Annotated in this window: 14 protein-coding genes; 7 read left to right on the top strand and 7 right to left on the bottom strand. The window is 69.4% G+C overall.

Features of this window, described 5'->3' with window-relative positions:
- Positions 1 to 219: 219 nt before the first annotated feature.
- Positions 220 to 495 (bottom strand): HU family DNA-binding protein, encoded by a 276-nt coding sequence (locus tag R3I40_RS09980; protein ID WP_183377152.1) that lies wholly within the window; start codon positions 493 to 495, stop codon positions 220 to 222.
- A gap of 145 nt (positions 496 to 640) precedes the next feature.
- Here R3I40_RS09980 and R3I40_RS09975 point away from each other — a divergent pair, with 145 nt between their 5' ends.
- Together R3I40_RS09975 and R3I40_RS09970 are read left to right on the top strand one after the other, a co-directional pair.
- A complete protein-coding gene (locus tag R3I40_RS09975) occupies positions 641 to 2,119 on the top strand; it encodes a WD40 repeat domain-containing protein (protein WP_285262474.1) in 1,479 nt (492 codons plus the stop codon).
- A 160-nt stretch (positions 2,120 to 2,279) separates the two neighbouring features.
- A complete protein-coding gene (locus R3I40_RS09970) occupies positions 2,280 to 2,768 on the top strand; it encodes a hypothetical protein (RefSeq protein ID WP_285262473.1) in 489 nt (162 codons plus the stop codon).
- A 142-nt stretch (positions 2,769 to 2,910) separates the two neighbouring features.
- Here R3I40_RS09970 and R3I40_RS09965 read toward each other — a convergent pair whose 3' ends face one another.
- Both R3I40_RS09965 and R3I40_RS09960 read right to left on the bottom strand, forming a co-directional pair.
- A complete protein-coding gene (locus R3I40_RS09965) occupies positions 2,911 to 3,138 on the bottom strand; it encodes a hypothetical protein (RefSeq protein WP_285262472.1) in 228 nt (75 codons plus the stop codon).
- 33 nt (positions 3,139 to 3,171) lie between these two features.
- Entirely contained in the window at positions 3,172 to 3,825 is a 654-nt protein-coding gene (locus tag R3I40_RS09960; protein ID WP_285262471.1) for a hypothetical protein, read from the bottom strand.
- A 227-nt stretch (positions 3,826 to 4,052) separates the two neighbouring features.
- Here R3I40_RS09960 and R3I40_RS09955 point away from each other — a divergent pair, with 227 nt between their 5' ends.
- A complete protein-coding gene (locus tag R3I40_RS09955) occupies positions 4,053 to 4,994 on the top strand; it encodes a hypothetical protein (RefSeq protein WP_285262470.1) in 942 nt (313 codons plus the stop codon).
- Between the two features lie 357 nt (positions 4,995 to 5,351).
- Here the strand turns inward: R3I40_RS09955 and R3I40_RS09950 are convergent, their stop codons facing one another.
- The 3 genes from R3I40_RS09950 to R3I40_RS09940 form a co-directional block, all read right to left on the bottom strand.
- Positions 5,352 to 6,113, bottom strand: coding sequence for a hypothetical protein (locus R3I40_RS09950; protein WP_285262469.1), 762 nt, complete (start codon positions 6,111 to 6,113; stop codon positions 5,352 to 5,354).
- Positions 6,114 to 6,309: 196 nt separating this feature from the next.
- The gene (locus tag R3I40_RS09945; protein ID WP_317699971.1) at positions 6,310 to 7,452 is read right to left on the bottom strand and encodes a phosphotransferase family protein; all 1,143 of its coding nucleotides are present in this window, start codon (positions 7,450 to 7,452) and stop codon (positions 6,310 to 6,312) included.
- Positions 7,436 to 10,972, bottom strand: a complete 3,537-nt coding sequence (locus R3I40_RS09940; protein WP_285261879.1) for a S41 family peptidase — start codon at positions 10,970 to 10,972, stop codon at positions 7,436 to 7,438. Before R3I40_RS09940 ends, R3I40_RS09945 begins: the two co-directional genes overlap by 17 nt.
- 135 nt (positions 10,973 to 11,107) lie before the next feature.
- Here R3I40_RS09940 and R3I40_RS09935 point away from each other — a divergent pair, with 135 nt between their 5' ends.
- The 3 genes from R3I40_RS09935 to R3I40_RS09925 all read left to right on the top strand — a co-directional run bounded on the left by R3I40_RS09935 (position 11,108) and on the right by R3I40_RS09925 (position 12,658).
- Positions 11,108 to 11,311, top strand: coding sequence for a type II toxin -antitoxin system TacA 1-like antitoxin (locus R3I40_RS09935; protein ID WP_239376456.1), 204 nt, complete (start codon positions 11,108 to 11,110; stop codon positions 11,309 to 11,311).
- The gene (locus R3I40_RS09930) at positions 11,308 to 11,700 is read left to right on the top strand and encodes a type II toxin-antitoxin system death-on-curing family toxin (RefSeq protein ID WP_239376459.1); all 393 of its coding nucleotides are present in this window, start codon (positions 11,308 to 11,310) and stop codon (positions 11,698 to 11,700) included. Before R3I40_RS09935 ends, R3I40_RS09930 begins: the two co-directional genes overlap by 4 nt.
- A gap of 88 nt (positions 11,701 to 11,788) precedes the next feature.
- Positions 11,789 to 12,658, top strand: coding sequence for a sulfite exporter TauE/SafE family protein (locus R3I40_RS09925; RefSeq protein ID WP_239376461.1), 870 nt, complete (start codon positions 11,789 to 11,791; stop codon positions 12,656 to 12,658).
- Between the two features lie 57 nt (positions 12,659 to 12,715).
- On the opposite strand, the gene R3I40_RS09920 is transcribed toward R3I40_RS09925, so the two are convergent.
- A complete protein-coding gene (locus tag R3I40_RS09920) occupies positions 12,716 to 13,534 on the bottom strand; it encodes an LppP/LprE family lipoprotein (RefSeq protein WP_239376463.1) in 819 nt (272 codons plus the stop codon).
- Between the two features lie 82 nt (positions 13,535 to 13,616).
- Here R3I40_RS09920 and R3I40_RS09915 point away from each other — a divergent pair, with 82 nt between their 5' ends.
- Positions 13,617 to 14,993 (top strand): D-serine ammonia-lyase, encoded by a 1,377-nt coding sequence (locus tag R3I40_RS09915; protein WP_285261878.1) that lies wholly within the window; start codon positions 13,617 to 13,619, stop codon positions 14,991 to 14,993.
- Positions 14,994 to 15,012: the final 19 nt, after the last annotated feature.

Genomic DNA, 15,012 nt, shown 5'->3' with positions numbered 1-15,012 from the left:
GCGCCGACCCCAGGCCGGGAACAGCGCCGTCCCCCGGCGCGGGCCCTGTGGGAGTGGCCCGGTGGCGGCGGCAGGGAGCCCAGGGGCCCGGGGAGCCCGGGGGAGCGGAGGCGGTGCACAGCAAAGCGCCCCGTCTCCGTTGTGCGAGGCGAACGGGGAGCGGGGCGCTCAGCAGGTCACTGGATCAGCTCAGGGGGCGCCCCCGTGCTGATCACGGGGTCACTTGTTGACGGCGTCCTTGAACGCTGCGGCCGGCTTGAAGGCCGGTGCGGTCGAGGCGGCGATCTCCACCGGAGCGCCGGTCTGCGGGTTGCGGCCGGTGCGAGCTGCGCGCTCGCGCGGCTCGAAGGTGCCGAAGCCGGCGATCTGAACCTTGTCGCCGTTGGCGACGGCCTTGATGATCGAGTCGAGTGCTGCGGAGACGACTTCCTGTGCCTGAGCCTGCGGAAGGTCGGTAGCTGCAGCGACGTCCTGGATGAGTTCCTTCTTGTTCATGGGTGACATCGTTGCAGATCAGGCTCCACCGAATCCCGAGAAAACGTTCAGACTGCGCGGATTTCGGTCGTTGCAGCGCGCGCCACCCGACACTGCAGATGCGAACGGCTCCCATCTGCTGCTAGTCTCCATCACTATGAAGCCAATGAGAACCATTCCTAGGAAAGTTCGCGGCATTGCTCTGACCGGGGCTTTTGCCCTCGCCCTTGCCGGCTGCGGCGCCGGAGCCACCTCGTCGGGCGCTTCCGACGCCGGGTCCGGCAGCCCCAGCGCAAGCGCGAAGCCGTCGGCCCCCAAGAAAACTGAGGTCGCCGCGCTGTCCCCGCGTGTCGTGCTCGCACATGACGGCGGCGTGACCACCATCGACGCCGAGAGCGGCGAGGTCCTCGGCACCGAGAAGCTCGACGGTTATGTCCGCCTCAACCCCGCCGGCGACGGCCGTCACGTCATGCTCTCGCACGGTGAGCAGTTCACCGCCTACGACACCGGCCTCATCGAGCAGCCCCACGGCGACCACAAGCACTTCTTCGAGCAGGAGCCCCGAATCACCGACGTCACCGTCAAGGCCCCGCACCCGGGCCATGTGGTGCCCCACGGCGAGCGCACCGCTCTCTTCTCGGACGAAACCGGGCAGATCACGATCATGGACCCGTCGGCCCTCGCCGATGGCGACCTCGGCGCCGCCGTCACCACGAAGACCGACGCCCCGCACCACGGGGTGGCCGTCCCGCTGGCCGACGGGGGCCTGCTGACCACGCAGGGCACGGAGGATGAGCGCACCACCGTGCAGGTGAAGGACAAGAACGGCAAGGTCACCGCCGAGACGAAGGACTGCCCGGGCGTGCACGGCGAGGCCGTCGCTGAGCCGACCGAGAAGGGCGATGTTGTGGCCCTCGGCTGCGAGAACGGGCCCGTGGTCTACCGCGACGGGAAGTTCCACAAGGTCGCCCCCATTGCGGGCGCTGAGCGCTCCGGCAACCTCAAGGGCAGTGAGAATTCGTCGATCATCCTGACCGATGGTGAGCCCAAGGCCGAGGACGGCGACGGCTCCGAAGCCAGCACCGTGATCGGCCTGCTCGACACCCGCACCGGCAAGCAGCAGAAGGTGGACCTCGGCTCGCCCTACTGGTTCCGCTCCCTCGAGCGCGGCCCGGAGGGGGAGGCGATCGTGCTGACCGCCGACGGCAAGCTGCGCATCATCGACCCCGAGACCGGTAAGCCGATCCATGAGGTGCCGGTGGTGAAGCCGTGGAAGGAGCCGAAGAACTGGCAGCAGGCAGCCCCGCTGGTCACCGTGGCCGACGGGACCGCCTTCGTGACCGAGCCGGCCGCGAAGAAGCTGCACCTGGTGGACATCGAGTCCGGCAAGCTCTACCGCTCGCTGGATCTGCCGGAGGTTCCGCACGAGGTGCAGGTGACGACCGGGTCGCCGTCGGGTGAGGTTGAGGTGTCCGGTGGGCACGACCACGAGCACGGCCACGAGGGCGAGGCGTCCGACGGAGGCGGTGAGCACCACGGTCACGACCACGACCACGGTGCCGACCAGCACGGTCATGACCACGAGGGCCATGACCACGAGGGCCATGACCACGACGCTGAGGACAAGGGGAACGGCGGGAACTGACTGTCGCCTTCTTCGCCTGAAGACTGATGTTCGCCCAGGTGGGAGCCGGGTCCCCATCAACTCCCCATGCTTCGGGGATCGGCTCCCCCTGTGCGAAGCGGTGCGGCGTGCGTAGCGTGATCGGCGTACACCCCCTCAGTCCCTGAAGAAGGAGCCCCTCATGTTCGGTCGGAAGAAGAACAGCGGTGCCAACGCCGCCGGCGGCGGCCTCGGTGCCCTCGCCGGTGTCATCGTGTACTTCGCCTCGCGCTACTTCCTGTTCGAGATGACCACGATGGATCCGGGGATGATCCGCATCCTCGCGGTCGTCCTCGGCATTGTGGCGGCCCTGGTGGTCGGCGCGATTCCGAAGCTGATCGCCGGCGCCGCCGTTGCCGGCGGTGCGGGCGCAGCGGCTGCGTCCACGCACAGCCAGAACCATCCGCAGGGGGAGGCTCCGCAGTTCCACGGCACCGATGGCGCCTCCGTGCCGGCAGCAACGGTCGCCGGACATACCGCTGTGAGCGCGGCCCCGCAGAACAGCGCGGACGCGGATCAGGCGCCGAGTGCGCCGTCCTTCGGTGGGAGTGCCGCTCCGGCGGAGCCGCAGGTCGAGCACCAGGGGCTGAATGAGAACGAACGCCCCGGCTACCAGTCGCCGCAGGTCTGAACCGGCGCGCATCCCGCCCACCAGAGGGCTAGGGCCCCGCAGGGAGCCCGTCTCCATGACATGAGCCGCAGTGCTGATCGGCACTGCGGCTCATGTCGTACCCGGCCGCGCGGAGGAATCCGTCGGCGGCCAGCGGGGAGGTTTACTTGTTGACGAACGACGTGGTCTTCAGATCCTGGTTCGACAGCACCGTAGAGGTGGCACCGGTGCTGTCGGTGATCGTTGCCGAGTCGACCCACGAAGTGATCGTCCAGCTGTAGGTCGATTGGAAGCCGGAACCGAGGTACGGCAGGATCTTCACCTGTGTGAACGGCTTCTCAGCGGTGGTCGACGTCGCCTTGTCGTGGTGAAGGTCACGATGCCCTCCCACACGTTCCGGCCCTGATCATTCACGTAGGTGCGCTCAGTGCCCGGCTTCAGGGCGAGCGTGCCGGCGGCCTGCGATTTCACCATGTAGTCGTTGTAGCGGTTGGTTTCGTCGGTGAGCGGCTGGGTGTAGTTGCCGGTCAACTCCCGCGTCCTGTTCGTCGCGTACTGGGTGGGTTCCCCCGGGCATCGCCACGATCGTGATCCTCGAGGAGAACACAGCGCCGGGCTTCAGGGTGGCGGTGCCGGTGTAATTGGTTCCCGTTCCGGGGGCCGTGGTGGGGGAGGAGAACCAGAAGCCCGTGCTGGCGGCATAGCTGCCGGCGCTGCCGCCGGCGTTGCCGGCCGGGGTGTAGGAGCCCTCTCCGTTGTAGTACGGCGGGGTCGGGGAGATAGGTCGACCGGTGGCGTCATCCCAGTTCTTGTCCGGTTCCACCCAGGTGCTGCCGTTCCTGAAGGACTCCTCCGGAGTATCCGCAGCGGTGTAGTCGGCGAGGATCGAGGTGGTGTTGATGTTCCCCATGCTGTCGCCCTCCGCTGATGCTGTAACGAACAGGCCGTAGTCACCGCTGCCCTTCGGCGGCTGGGGTGAGCCGGCGTAGGCCGGGGCGGCCACCGAGACCGCGACGTCAGGAACGGACCACGCAGCGGTAGTGAGCAGAGTGCGGCGGGTGCCAGTGCGAGCGGTCATGCTGTTTTTTCGTTTCGGGGGGGTCGAAGGTGGAGGCGAGGGGGTGACGTGAGTCTCGGCGCGGCCACGACCTGCGCAGGAGCTGTGTTACCATCCCTGATGGTTAGTTACCATGTCTGATGGCGAGTTACCGTCTCTGATGGCGAGCTGGTCATTGAAACGGTTCGTTCACGGTTCACTTCAGATCTTGACCACCAGTCACTCCAGACCTCGAGGAGGGGTTCCCCTTGGCCAACGAGCAGACGCGCTCGATCAATCGCAGAACCATCACTGCCGGCATCGCCTGGGCCGCCCCGGCCGTGGCCACCGCCGTCGCTGCCCCGGCCTATGCGGTCAGCCCCAGCCCCTCGAACTGCACGCCGAAGATCGAGGCATACGCGGACCTCACCTATAACTGGGGCGCCAACTCCCGCGACACCACGCAGGTGTTCGATTTCGTCGGCACGTGGATGAACGTCATGAACATCCCCGCGGACGCCGAGATCGTCAGCATGACCCAGTCGTTCATCTTCATGGCCCGCGATGACTCGGTGAACGAGGGCCGGGGGCCGGGCTTCTACGACCTCGGCAACTCCCACGTCAAGGATAAAAAGAATCAGTGCAACTCCAGCTACCAGGACATCACCGGGTGCCGATGGACGGCGGCTGGGACCACCCGGAGCACAACCGACATCAGCTTCTACCAGCTCGCGAAGGAGCCCATCGCGAAGGTGTGGGATCCGGCCAACGGTGCCACGGGGGCCATGACCCGCAACTGGTTCGACTACGACTTCAGCCGGTACGCCACCGCCTTCAAGAACAACTACCCCAACTACACGGGCACGTTCGGGGTCAGCAAGGCGTGGGAGTTCACCTACACGGCCGCCACGCGGAACGGCGTCGTGCCGGCCTCCCTGCTGCCCGCCCCGACCTACAACTCGGACCGCACGTGCAAGAGCTACCTCTTCGCGACGGGCGTGACAGACGGTAAGCACCCGCACAACTACGTCCCGCAGAGTGCCGGCGGCGGAGCCACCCCGAGGCTGACCTACCACGCGGACGCCAAGGGCCTGAAGGATATGTCCACCCAGTTCGCGGCCGCCGCCGTCTCCGTCCGCAAGGTCACCTATCGGCTGCCCAGCGGCGAGACGCAGACCATCACACGCCAGGGACCGTTCTACATCAACTGAATCCCTGTGGCATCTTCTTCGCCCGCCCCGGCTTCCTGCCGGGGCGGGCGGTGTCCTATCCGCGCCGGCATCGAAAGGATGCTCGGAACTCCCGTCTGCTTGGATCTGAGGGTCACGGTGGCGCGGGACTGGCAGCGGGACCCCAAACACCTGCATCGGCTCGGAATGGAGGAGGGGGGACCCAGAGCGGCGGTCTATCGGCCGCTCTGAAGCGCAGCACAGTCTACCGGCGGCGCTGAAGCGTGCTGATCAGTACGAACAGAGGAAATCCGATCGCGCACACCGCTGCGAGTGGCTGCATCTGTGTCGGTGTGCTTCGTGGAAGCACGATGGTATCAGGCGGAAGTGCTGGCCCCCTCAGCCCCAGCGCCAGGACGGGTCGGGGTCCGAGGTGCTGGGGCGGCCGCTGTCAACGTCCGAAGAGCCGAACTCCTCATTGAACTGCGTGACGTTGTCCCTCAGGTAGGCGGACTGCCGCTCCTTGCGCTGCTGATCCTTCGCCTTGCGGTAGTACGCCGCCATCAGCAGGGTCCCGCCGAGCGCGACAAGGACCATGAGCGCCAGGAACGACGTCCCCGCGCCCCGCGGCATGAGGAACGCAGCGGCCGCGGAGAAGAAGAGCGTCGGCAGAAAGACCCTGAGCACGAACGCGATGGGCAGTGATGCGAAGGTTCTGGCCCCCTTGTTCCGCGTCACCCAGTCGCCGATCCTGATGATGGGGTCGCTGGTCTTCTCCTCTGCTGCATCGCCCCGGCGCCACTGCTCGGCACCGCCAGGAGCGGGTTCAAAGGCGCGGGAATAGCCGATGTCGTTGCCGCGCGACGACCATGGGGAGGCATCGCTGTACGGGTCGACCGTCTCGGCACCGGAGACCGGGGAGCTCTGCCTGCGCAGTGCGCTCCGTCGGGATCGGGCCGACGAGCGCTGGGACGGGGCCGACGGGCGCTGCGGACTGGCCGGGGTCCGGTGGCCCGATAGGGCGCTCTGGATCTTGCCGACCACAATCCTGCTGGCGATCAGTGCGAACAGGAAGGGGAAGAGGAGGAAGGGGCCGCCGGTGATCGGACTCGTGGCGGAGGGGGTGCCTGTGAGTATGGCGCGGATGTCGAAGCCCATCATCCAACAGACCGTGAGGAGACTGCCGGTGAAGATCACGACGTGCAGCGGGGCCCGTCGGCCTGCTCGCTGCGCCTCTCGCGAGCGCTCGGTGGGCGGCGCAGGCAGGCTCCGCGGGCACCGGTGGGTCCGACGGGTCCCGCCACAGCGTCGCCTCCCGCTGACACCAAGCGGATCCCGGGCGCCGTGCCGGGTCGCCTCAGCCCGCGAGGAACGCACTGAGGCGCTCCCGCAGGCCCGGCAGAACGCGGCGGTGAAGCTCATTGCCCACGGATGCGCGCGCTGAGCAGTGCAGCAGCATCGCCGTCCGCTCGTACGCGACCCAGCCGTCACGCCGCAGCAGAAGATGATCCGCATCCAGCGGCGCGGCCGCATCCGTCAGCGATTCGGATTCCCGCACGTACTCCGCGACGAATGCGCGGACCGCAGCGTCGTCCATCGGGACGTACCAGGGGCCGCCGTGGACGGCGCCGCCGATGATGGCGAGGTCGCGGGCGCGGTCATCGGCCTGTGCCCACTCGAAGTCGATGAACCCCGGCACCGGTGTGCCGGGGGCGGCCGTGCGGTCGCGTTCGGGGCTCGGGTGTTCAGAATGCGACCACACCACGTTCGTGGCGCACAGATCCCCGTGGGACAGCACGAAATCGCTGGTCAGCCCCGCGTCGCGGTCGATGCGGGAACAGAACGCGAGGGCGCGGTCCAGGATGCGGCGGGTTCCGTCGGCCCCAGCGCTGCCGGCGGGGTCGCCGGGCAGCGCGAGCGCCTCCGGGTGGTGCTCCTCCCACCATGCGAACACCGACGCCGCCTCCGCCTCCAGTGAGAACGGCCCGGGCGCGAGCGCAGGGACAGCGCCCCGGCCGGGCAGCGCGATCGTGTGCAGGCGCGCCAGCAGGCGCGCATGCGCCGCCAGATGCGCCGGCGTCCACCCCTGAGGAGACAGAACCTCGCCCGGCACGAACCTCGTCACCGCGCACGGCACCCCGATCGGACTCGTCGCCCCATCCGGGTGGGCGGCGAGCGGCGCCGGCCCCGCCTGAGGCGCGTGCTCCTGCACCAGGCGCAGCGCCGGGAACTCCAGGCCGACCGCCGCGTCCGTCAGCGGCACCCGCACCGTCACCGGGTCCGTGCCCGGTGCGGACAGCCGCCACGCCGCATACGACTCGCCGGTGCCCACCAGGTCCGCGCGCACCCGCTCGGCAGGCGGGAGCTTCGGAGCAGGGTGCTCGGAAGCGGGGAGCTCGGCAGCCGGGGCGGGGCCGACGGGAATCAGGGACCCGTCGGCCCACGCCTCGGCGAGGCGCTCACCCAGCGCAGGGCTGGTGGGATCAGGCAGCGCCGCCATCGCCGTAGCGGGCCGGCGGCAGCGGCGGAGCCACCGCAGCCGGGCGGTCCGTCAGAGCCGCCAGCACCTCATCCACGCCCCGCGCCAGCTGCGGATCCTCACCCGCGACCCACGCACTCGGCGGGATGGGCACCTCAATGTCCGGATCCACGCCGTAGTTCTCGATCCCCCAGTCCTTGCCCTCGAACCAGGACGCATACTTCGGCTGCGTGATGCCCGTGCCGTCCACCAGGTCGAAGCGGCCGTCGATGCCGATCACACCGCCCCAGGTGCGGGTGCCGATCACCGGACCGATCCCCATCGCCTGGGACACGGCGTTCACGATGTCGCCGTCGGAGCCCGCATCCTGGTTCGTCACCAGCGCGATCGGGCCGCGCGGCGCGAACGCCGGATACGTGCCCGGCTCCTGATGCCGCGGGTAGTCCCAGGACACCACGCGGCGCGCCAGCCGGTCCGTCACCAGCTGCGAGGTGTGGCCGCCGCTGTTGTAGCGGACATCCACCACGATGCCCTCCTTCTCGGACGCCGCCCGCAGGTCGCGGTGCATCTGCGCCCACCCGCCGGACATCATGTCCGGAATGTGCAGGTAGCCGAGGCGGCCGCCGGAGCGCTCCGCCACGAATTCGCGGCGCGACTGCACCCACGACTGGTACCGCAGGTCATGCTCGTCACCCGTCGGCACCACCACCACGCGGCGGCGCGCATCAGCACCCGTCGCGCCGGGCCGCTCCAGCACCAGCTCCGTCGGCCTGTCGGCCGTGCCGACCAGCAGCGGCGCCGGCCCCTGGGCCGGGTCCACGTCACGGCCGTCCACCTGGACGATGCGGTCACCCACCTGCGCCGCCACACCGGGCGCCAGGATCGGGCAGCGCGACGCCGGATCCGACGAATCCCCCGTGAGGATCCGCTCGATCACCCACGCGTCCCCGTCGCGGACCAGCTCCGCACCCAGCAGGCCCGGCATCGGCGGCCTCTCCACATCGACTTCGGCGGGCGTCACATAGGCGTGCGAGGTGCCGAGCTCACCGACCACCTCCCACATCATGTCCACGACATCGCTCTGGGTGACCAGGCGCGGCACCACATCCTCGTACCAGGAGGTCATCGCGTGCCAGTCCTGCCCGTCCATGTCCGCCCGCCAGAACTGCTGCGCCATGATCCGGTAGTTGTCCCACAGCATCCCGAGGCGCTCCGCCACCGGATCCACCATCAGCCGCAGGCGGGACGTGTCGATCTCGATGCGCGCCGGGTCGTCCTCCTCGGTGGTGCGGGCCGACGGGATCTGCACGAGAGCATCGCCCTGCCGGATCACCAGATGCTCACCGTCACCGGACGCCTCCACCTGGTCCACGCCTTCGGCGAGGGTGAGCAGGCGGCGGTCCTTCAGGTTCCACATCTCCAGAGTCGGCTTCGGCGCGTCCCCCTCCACTCCGGCGCGGGTGGAGCCGATGACGGTCTCCTGCGGGTGGCGCAGCCACACGAACCCGTCCTTCACCGCCTGCAGCTGCGAGATCCGCCCGGACTCCACGGGGAACGGCAGGATCCGCTGCTCCGCGCCGTCGAGGTCCACCGTGGTGGTCGGGGCGGCAGCCGGGGACTGGGGACCGGCTGCCGCCGTGGTGCCGTCGGCCTGCATCGCCGCAGCGCCGTCAGCGCCGGGGCGGCCGGCGGTGCTGCCCGCCTCGTCCGGCTTCGCCTCCGCTGCCGTCGCCGCCCAGCCGTCCACGCGGGGCCCGAACGGGTCCTCCGTGGCGCGGTCCAGCGGCAGCAGGTGCGGGCGCTGCGCGTTCACGAACGCGAGGTCGAACACGAGGTCGTCGTACACGGTGTCGAGAGTGCGGCTGGAGACGAACGCCAGATGCTTGCCGTCCGCGGAGAACGCCGGGTGGGCCTCCCGGAACGCCCCGGAGGTGAGGGGCCGGCCGACGGGGTCCTTCTCCTCCAGGTCCGCGATCATCAGCCGGCTCAGATGCCACGAGTTCGGTTCGGACCACACCAGCCAGCGCGAATCCGGAGAGATCGCCAGATCGGCGACCTCACCGCCGGTGGAGTGGGCGATGTTCCGCACCCCGCCGAGGGAGATGCGCAGGTCAGCGCCCTCGCCGGCGTGGTCGAGGTCGACGACGCGGACAGCGCCGTCGTGCGAACTGATCGCAACGCGCCGGCCGTCGGCGGACGGGACGGCATGGAGGATGCGGCCCACATCGCCGAGGTCGAACACGTCGGCGTTGGAGGAGGCGTCGAGACGGCGGACACCGAGGGCGTCGGAGCCGACGACCGGCTCAGCTGCGGCACCGCCTGCGCCCGCTGCATCGGCGCTGCTGGGGGCGCGGTCGGACTGGGCGAGCTCATCGGTCACGAACACCGCGTACCCGGTGCCGCCCAGCGGTGACGCCTCCCGGATCCGCAGGCCGCACTGTCCCGCCAGCAGGCGCGCCGGGCCGCCGCGGTGCGTCAGCACATGGGCGCTGCCTCGCCACTCGATCACCGATGCGCGCGCATCCCGCGTGGGCCGCGCCGCGATCAGCGCATGCGCCGGGTCCGCCAGGGAGGGCCGACGGGACGCGCCCACACCGCTGACCTGTACCGGAACCTCCCGGGCGGGCGCATCGAGGGAGTCCTTCACGAACAGTCGACCGCGGGAGGTGAATACGATCCGCTCACCGGACACGGCCGGGTCGCGCAGGTACCCGTCGGCGCTGTCGATGTCGGTGTGGCGGCGCAGATCGGTTCCATCCAGCGCGATCGACCACAGGTTCCCGGACGCACGATCGGTCAGGGAGGCGCCTTCGCCCGGGGTGTCGGAGGCGAACACGAGACGGTCGCCGATGAACGCCAGGCGGGTCTTCGAGGCGAGCAGGTCGTCGCGCAGCGGCTCCCACGTGCGCTGCGCGTGCTCGGACAGCGGGGCATCGAGTGGGACGTCCTCTCGGGAGACCCATAGGCGCGCCGCGGTGCCGCCCTGGTAGTGCTTCCAGTGCGCCGGCTCCTTCCGCCACGGCGTCACCACCACCGTCACGCCGGAGGAGTGCCGCACCATCTCGCCGGCGCGGCCGAACGGCAGCAGGTCGGCGCCGCCGTCGAGGTCGAGGGCCCACAGCTGTGCGTCGCGCTGCGTGTTCGGGGCGCGGTGACCAGTGGTGACGAGGATCCGGCCGTCCTCCAGCCACCCGGCGACTCGAGTGCTGCGGTTGCCCCAATAGGTGAGGCGGCGGGCGTCGGCGGAGCCGTCGGTGGAGACCACATGCACCTCGGGGGCGCCGGTGGCGCTGGAGGTGAAGGCGACATGGGCGCCGTCGGGGGAGATGCGGGGGTAGGAGACGGGCACGCCGTCGTCGGTGAGGCGCCGCGCATGCGGGGCCGGCCCCTCCGTGGTGGGGAGGTCAGCGGCCCAGATGTCGTCGGCGGCGCAGAAGACCACCAGGTCATCGTGCAGATCCGGATGGCGGAGGTAGGCCGACGGGGCAGCGCCCCCATCGGTTCGAACAGCAGTCGTCGAAGCAGGAGGCGTGATCGTCATGAGAGCCATTCTAGACACGGGTGTGATCTGGCGCGCAAGCCTTGATGCTGCTGAAGGCGAGCCAGAGAGGTGCGACATCCCGCAGGAGCCGAGGTGGGGATCGCGACAGTGGTACCGGATTGATGCCATGTTGTCATGGCCATGACTCTTCGACTCTCCCCCGATGACGATCGACTGCTTGCCGAGCTTGCGCGCGCCGAGGGGCTCAGCAAACAGGAGACGGTCGCCCGTGCGATTCGCGAGGCGGCTGAGCGTCGCGCCCATCGTGAACAGGTGCGCCGACTGTCCTCATCGGGTCGGGCTCGTTATGCCGAGCTGCTGGACCGGCTGGGTCAATGACACAGTTCTTGGACCTTGTGGACCTCTTGGGCCTCATCGATGATCTTGATGTTGGGCCAATCAGGGACCTGGGCCTCCTCGAAGCTGCTGCCGTACGTCCCACCACGACTCTGTGGGGCAATGATGTCTACCCAACGGAGATGGAAAAGACCGCAGCACTGCTGGAGTCACTCGTTTGCCATCGACCATTGGTCGATGGCAACAAGAGGCTTGGGTTCCTTGCTGTTCATGTTTTCCTCGGACTCAATGGGTGGGACCTCGTCGCCCCAGATGATGATGCGTATGACCTGGTCATTGGGGTTGCCGAAGGCAGGCTTGGCATGAGTGAAAGTGCTGAACTGCTGGCAACGCGGTGCGTTCGAGACGGCGCCGAGGGCCATCGTCGTTGATCGAGCAGTTCGTACCAGTTTCTGCATTCAACTCCACCTCCGGCTTTGCGCCTCACATCGCGTGCCTGCTCAGTGAGACCATGGGGGCATGGTCCTCCCCATCCTCCTCGGCCTCGGCATCGGCCTGGTCGTCGGTGCGCTCGGAGCCGGCGGCGGCATCCTCTCCGTTCCCGTGCTCGTCTACCTGCTCGCGCAGGACCCCCACACAGCGGCCGCGGAATCCCTGGTCATCGTCGGTGTCACCGCGATCGTCGGCATCATCCACCATTGGCGGCGCGGCTCCGTCGCCGTCCGCGACGGCCTGATCTTCGGCGGCATCTCCCTCGTCGGCGCTGTCGCCGGGTCCCGCGCTTCCGCACTCGTCCCCGGGCAGATCCTGCTCATCCTGTTCTCCGCGCTGCTCATGCTCGTGGCGGTCGCGATGATCAGGCGCGGCCTGGAGACTCGCCGCAGCGAGAACCGCCGCGCAGCCCAGGCCCGCGCCCACGCTGCAGCCGAAGCCCGCGCCGATGCGGCAGGCGAATCCCGCGCTGAGACCAGTGCCGAGGCGGAGCAGAGGACCGAGGCGACGCTCTCACCCGTCGGCCGCCCCAAACTGCCCCTCCTCATCGCCGCCGCCACCCTCACCGGCCTCCTCACCGGGTTCTTCGGTGTGGGCGGCGGGTTCATCGTGGTGCCGATGCTCGTGATCGGGCTGCACCTGGACATGCGGCGCGCAGCCGGCACCAGTTTGCTGGTGATGATCATGTCCTCCGCGGTGTCCCTCATCGCCCGCATCGGGACCGACGTGCAGATCGACTGGCCGCTCGTGCTGCTGTTCCTCGCCGGCTCCATGGCCGGCTCGCTCCTCGGCGGGCCGCTGTCGCAGAAGGCGCGCCCTTCCACCCTCACCCTGGTGTTCTCCGGGCTGCTCGCCGCCGTCGGCGTGTTCACCCTGGTGGAGACACTGGTGCTCTGAGCGCGCCCGCCGCGGCGGCAGCGCTGAACGCGCCCGCTCGACTGGGGCCGTTCGGCGTCAGTTCATGACGGGGGCGTCGCCGTCCATTCGCACGGGCTCCTTCTTATTGCCCGGCTGCCACGTGTAGGTCACCTGGTAGTTGCCCCGATCCGTCCGGTAGATCACGAGGATCGAACTGTTGGACATCCGCGTCACCGTCTGATGCCCCGGCTGCGCCTTGCCGGTGGTGACGCCGATGTACTTCCCCTTGTGGAACAGGAGGATCTGGCTGTACTTCTTGTCCGTGCTGATGACCTGCACCCAGGAGAGGTCCGACGCCGTGTCATACGTGATCCACGGCTGCATGTGGTCCTCGGCCCACGCCCCCGACGGCGGCGGCTTCAGCTTCCGATACCCCTTCACCATCTCCGGCGGCAGGCCCTCGGGTGCGGTGACCGGCGCATCGATGAAGTCACTGTCGGACTCGTTGAACTGGGAATGGTAGGGGCCGCCGTCCTCGGGCGCGCTGCTCGGCTGAGCCGGGGCCGGCTGCGCGGGGGCCGGCTGCGCAGGCTGAGCGGGCGCCGCCTGCTGAGGGCTGTCCGTGGTGGAGGACGGCGCCGGCTGGAACGGCTTCTTCGAGGCCGACGGGGACTCACTCGCCTCTGGACTCGGCGACTCCGACTCGGTGGGGGAAGCGGAGGGCGACTCGCCGCCTCCGTCGGACGCGCCGGGGCTGTTCTCCGATCCCGCATACGCCGGGGACGACGACCCGCCGCCCGAATCGTCCTTGGCGTACGGCTCATCACCGCCGAACGACAGGCCGCAGCCCGACAGACCCAGAACAGCAGTGAGAGTGAGCGCCGGAACCAGGCCGGCGCGGTGCAAGCGCTTCATGGTCACAGAATATCCGCAGAACGGACACATCGGAACCGTCAGTGCCCGCCGAACGGCGCACCATGCATGACATGATCGGCGAATGGACCGCACCCCTGACACGCAGCCCCACCTGCTCGCCGGCCGCCCCCTCGCCGCCTGGGAGCGCGAACACCCCGTGATCAGCGAGATCGCCGCCGCCCGCCCCACGATCTGGCTGAACGAGCCCGCTCTCACCACACCGGCATCCGTCGGTCTGGCGAGCGTGGGCCTCACCCGCGCCGACATCGACGACGCCGACGCCCGCCTCCGCCGCTTCGCCCCCTACCTCGCCGCTGTCTTCCCCCAGACCGCCTCCTCCGCCGCCGACTGGGGCACCCCCGGCATCATCGAATCGCCCCTCGCGGCCCTCCCCGGCACCAGCGCCGCGCTCGCGGACGGCCCCGTCGGCTCCCTCGACCTGTGGGGCAAACTCGACTCCCACCTGCCGATCTCCGGCTCCATCAAAGCCCGCGGCGGCATCTACGAAGTGCTCGTCCACGCCGAACAGCTCGCCCTCGAGCACGGCATCCTCACCTCCACCGACGACGACTACAGCATCCTCGCCGGCGACGACGCCCGCGCCCTGTTCGCTCGCCACCGCATCGCCGTCGGCTCCACCGGCAACCTCGGCCTGTCCATCGGCATCATGTCCGCCCAGCTCGGCTTCGCCGTCAGCGTCCATATGAGCGCCGACGCCCGCGCCTGGAAGAAGGACATGCTGCGCTCCCACGGCGTCGAAGTCGTCGAATACGACGCCGACTACTCCGTCGCGGTCGCCGAGGCCCGCGCCCAGGCCGCCGGCGACGACTCCCTCTACTTTGTGGACGACGAGAACTCCCGCTCCCTGTTCCTCGGCTACGCCGTCGCCGGCCGCCGCCTCGCCGCCCAGCTGCGCCGCGAAGGCCGGACACCGACGCAGGCCGAACCCCTCGTGGTGCACCTGCCGTGCGGTGTGGGCGGCGGCCCCGGCGGTGTCGCCTTCGGCCTGAAGACCGAGTTCGGTGACGCGGTGCGCTGCATCTTCGTGGAGCCCGTCCAGTCCCCGTCGATGCTGCTCGGCGTCCTCACCGGCGCCCACGAGGAGATCTCGGTGCGGGATATCGGCCTCACCAACGTCACCGTCGCCGACGGCCTCGCCTGCGCCAGCCCCTCCGGGTTCGTGGGCGCCGCGGTGGAGAAGCTGGTGGACGCGTTCGTGACGGTCAGCGATGACGCCATGTTCCGACGCCTCGCCCAGCTCTCCGAGGCCGACGGCATCCGGGTGGAGCCCAGTTCCGCGGCCGCCCTCGACTCCGCCGCCCGCATCGCCGCCGGGCGGGGAGCTGGCCTCAACCTCCCGACCGACGCGATGCACCTGGCGTGGCTGACCGGCGGCTCCATGGTGCCCGAAGGCGAGATGGATGCCTACGTGCAGCGGGGGTGCCGCGTTCCCCACTGATCCTGGCCGCGCGAGGATG

The sequence above is a fragment of the Helcobacillus massiliensis genome (assembly GCF_033106145.1).
Classification (GTDB): Bacteria; Actinomycetota; Actinomycetes; order Actinomycetales; family Dermabacteraceae; genus Helcobacillus; species Helcobacillus massiliensis.
Note: the sequence above shows the minus strand (reverse complement) of the source record. Positions and strands in the feature narration are given on the sequence as shown.

Coding starts and splice junctions, on each gene's coding strand:
- R3I40_RS09950 (WP_285262469.1), bottom strand. CDS start 6,113: ATGATGGGCTTCGACATCCGCGCCATACTCACAGGCACCCCCTCCGCC.
- R3I40_RS09980 (WP_183377152.1), bottom strand. CDS start 495: ATGAACAAGAAGGAACTCATCCAGGACGTCGCTGCAGCTACCGACCTT.
- R3I40_RS09925 (WP_239376461.1), top strand. CDS start 11,789: ATGGTCCTCCCCATCCTCCTCGGCCTCGGCATCGGCCTGGTCGTCGGT.
- R3I40_RS09970 (WP_285262473.1), top strand. CDS start 2,280: ATGTTCGGTCGGAAGAAGAACAGCGGTGCCAACGCCGCCGGCGGCGGC.
- R3I40_RS09940 (WP_285261879.1), bottom strand. CDS start 10,972: ATGACGATCACGCCTCCTGCTTCGACGACTGCTGTTCGAACCGATGGG.
- R3I40_RS09975 (WP_285262474.1), top strand. CDS start 641: ATGAGAACCATTCCTAGGAAAGTTCGCGGCATTGCTCTGACCGGGGCT.
- R3I40_RS09945 (WP_317699971.1), bottom strand. CDS start 7,452: ATGGCGGCGCTGCCTGATCCCACCAGCCCTGCGCTGGGTGAGCGCCTC.
- R3I40_RS09935 (WP_239376456.1), top strand. CDS start 11,108: ATGGCCATGACTCTTCGACTCTCCCCCGATGACGATCGACTGCTTGCC.
- R3I40_RS09920 (WP_239376463.1), bottom strand. CDS start 13,534: ATGAAGCGCTTGCACCGCGCCGGCCTGGTTCCGGCGCTCACTCTCACT.
- R3I40_RS09915 (WP_285261878.1), top strand. CDS start 13,617: ATGGACCGCACCCCTGACACGCAGCCCCACCTGCTCGCCGGCCGCCCC.
- R3I40_RS09930 (WP_239376459.1), top strand. CDS start 11,308: ATGACACAGTTCTTGGACCTTGTGGACCTCTTGGGCCTCATCGATGAT.
- R3I40_RS09960 (WP_285262471.1), bottom strand. CDS start 3,825: ATGACCGCTCGCACTGGCACCCGCCGCACTCTGCTCACTACCGCTGCG.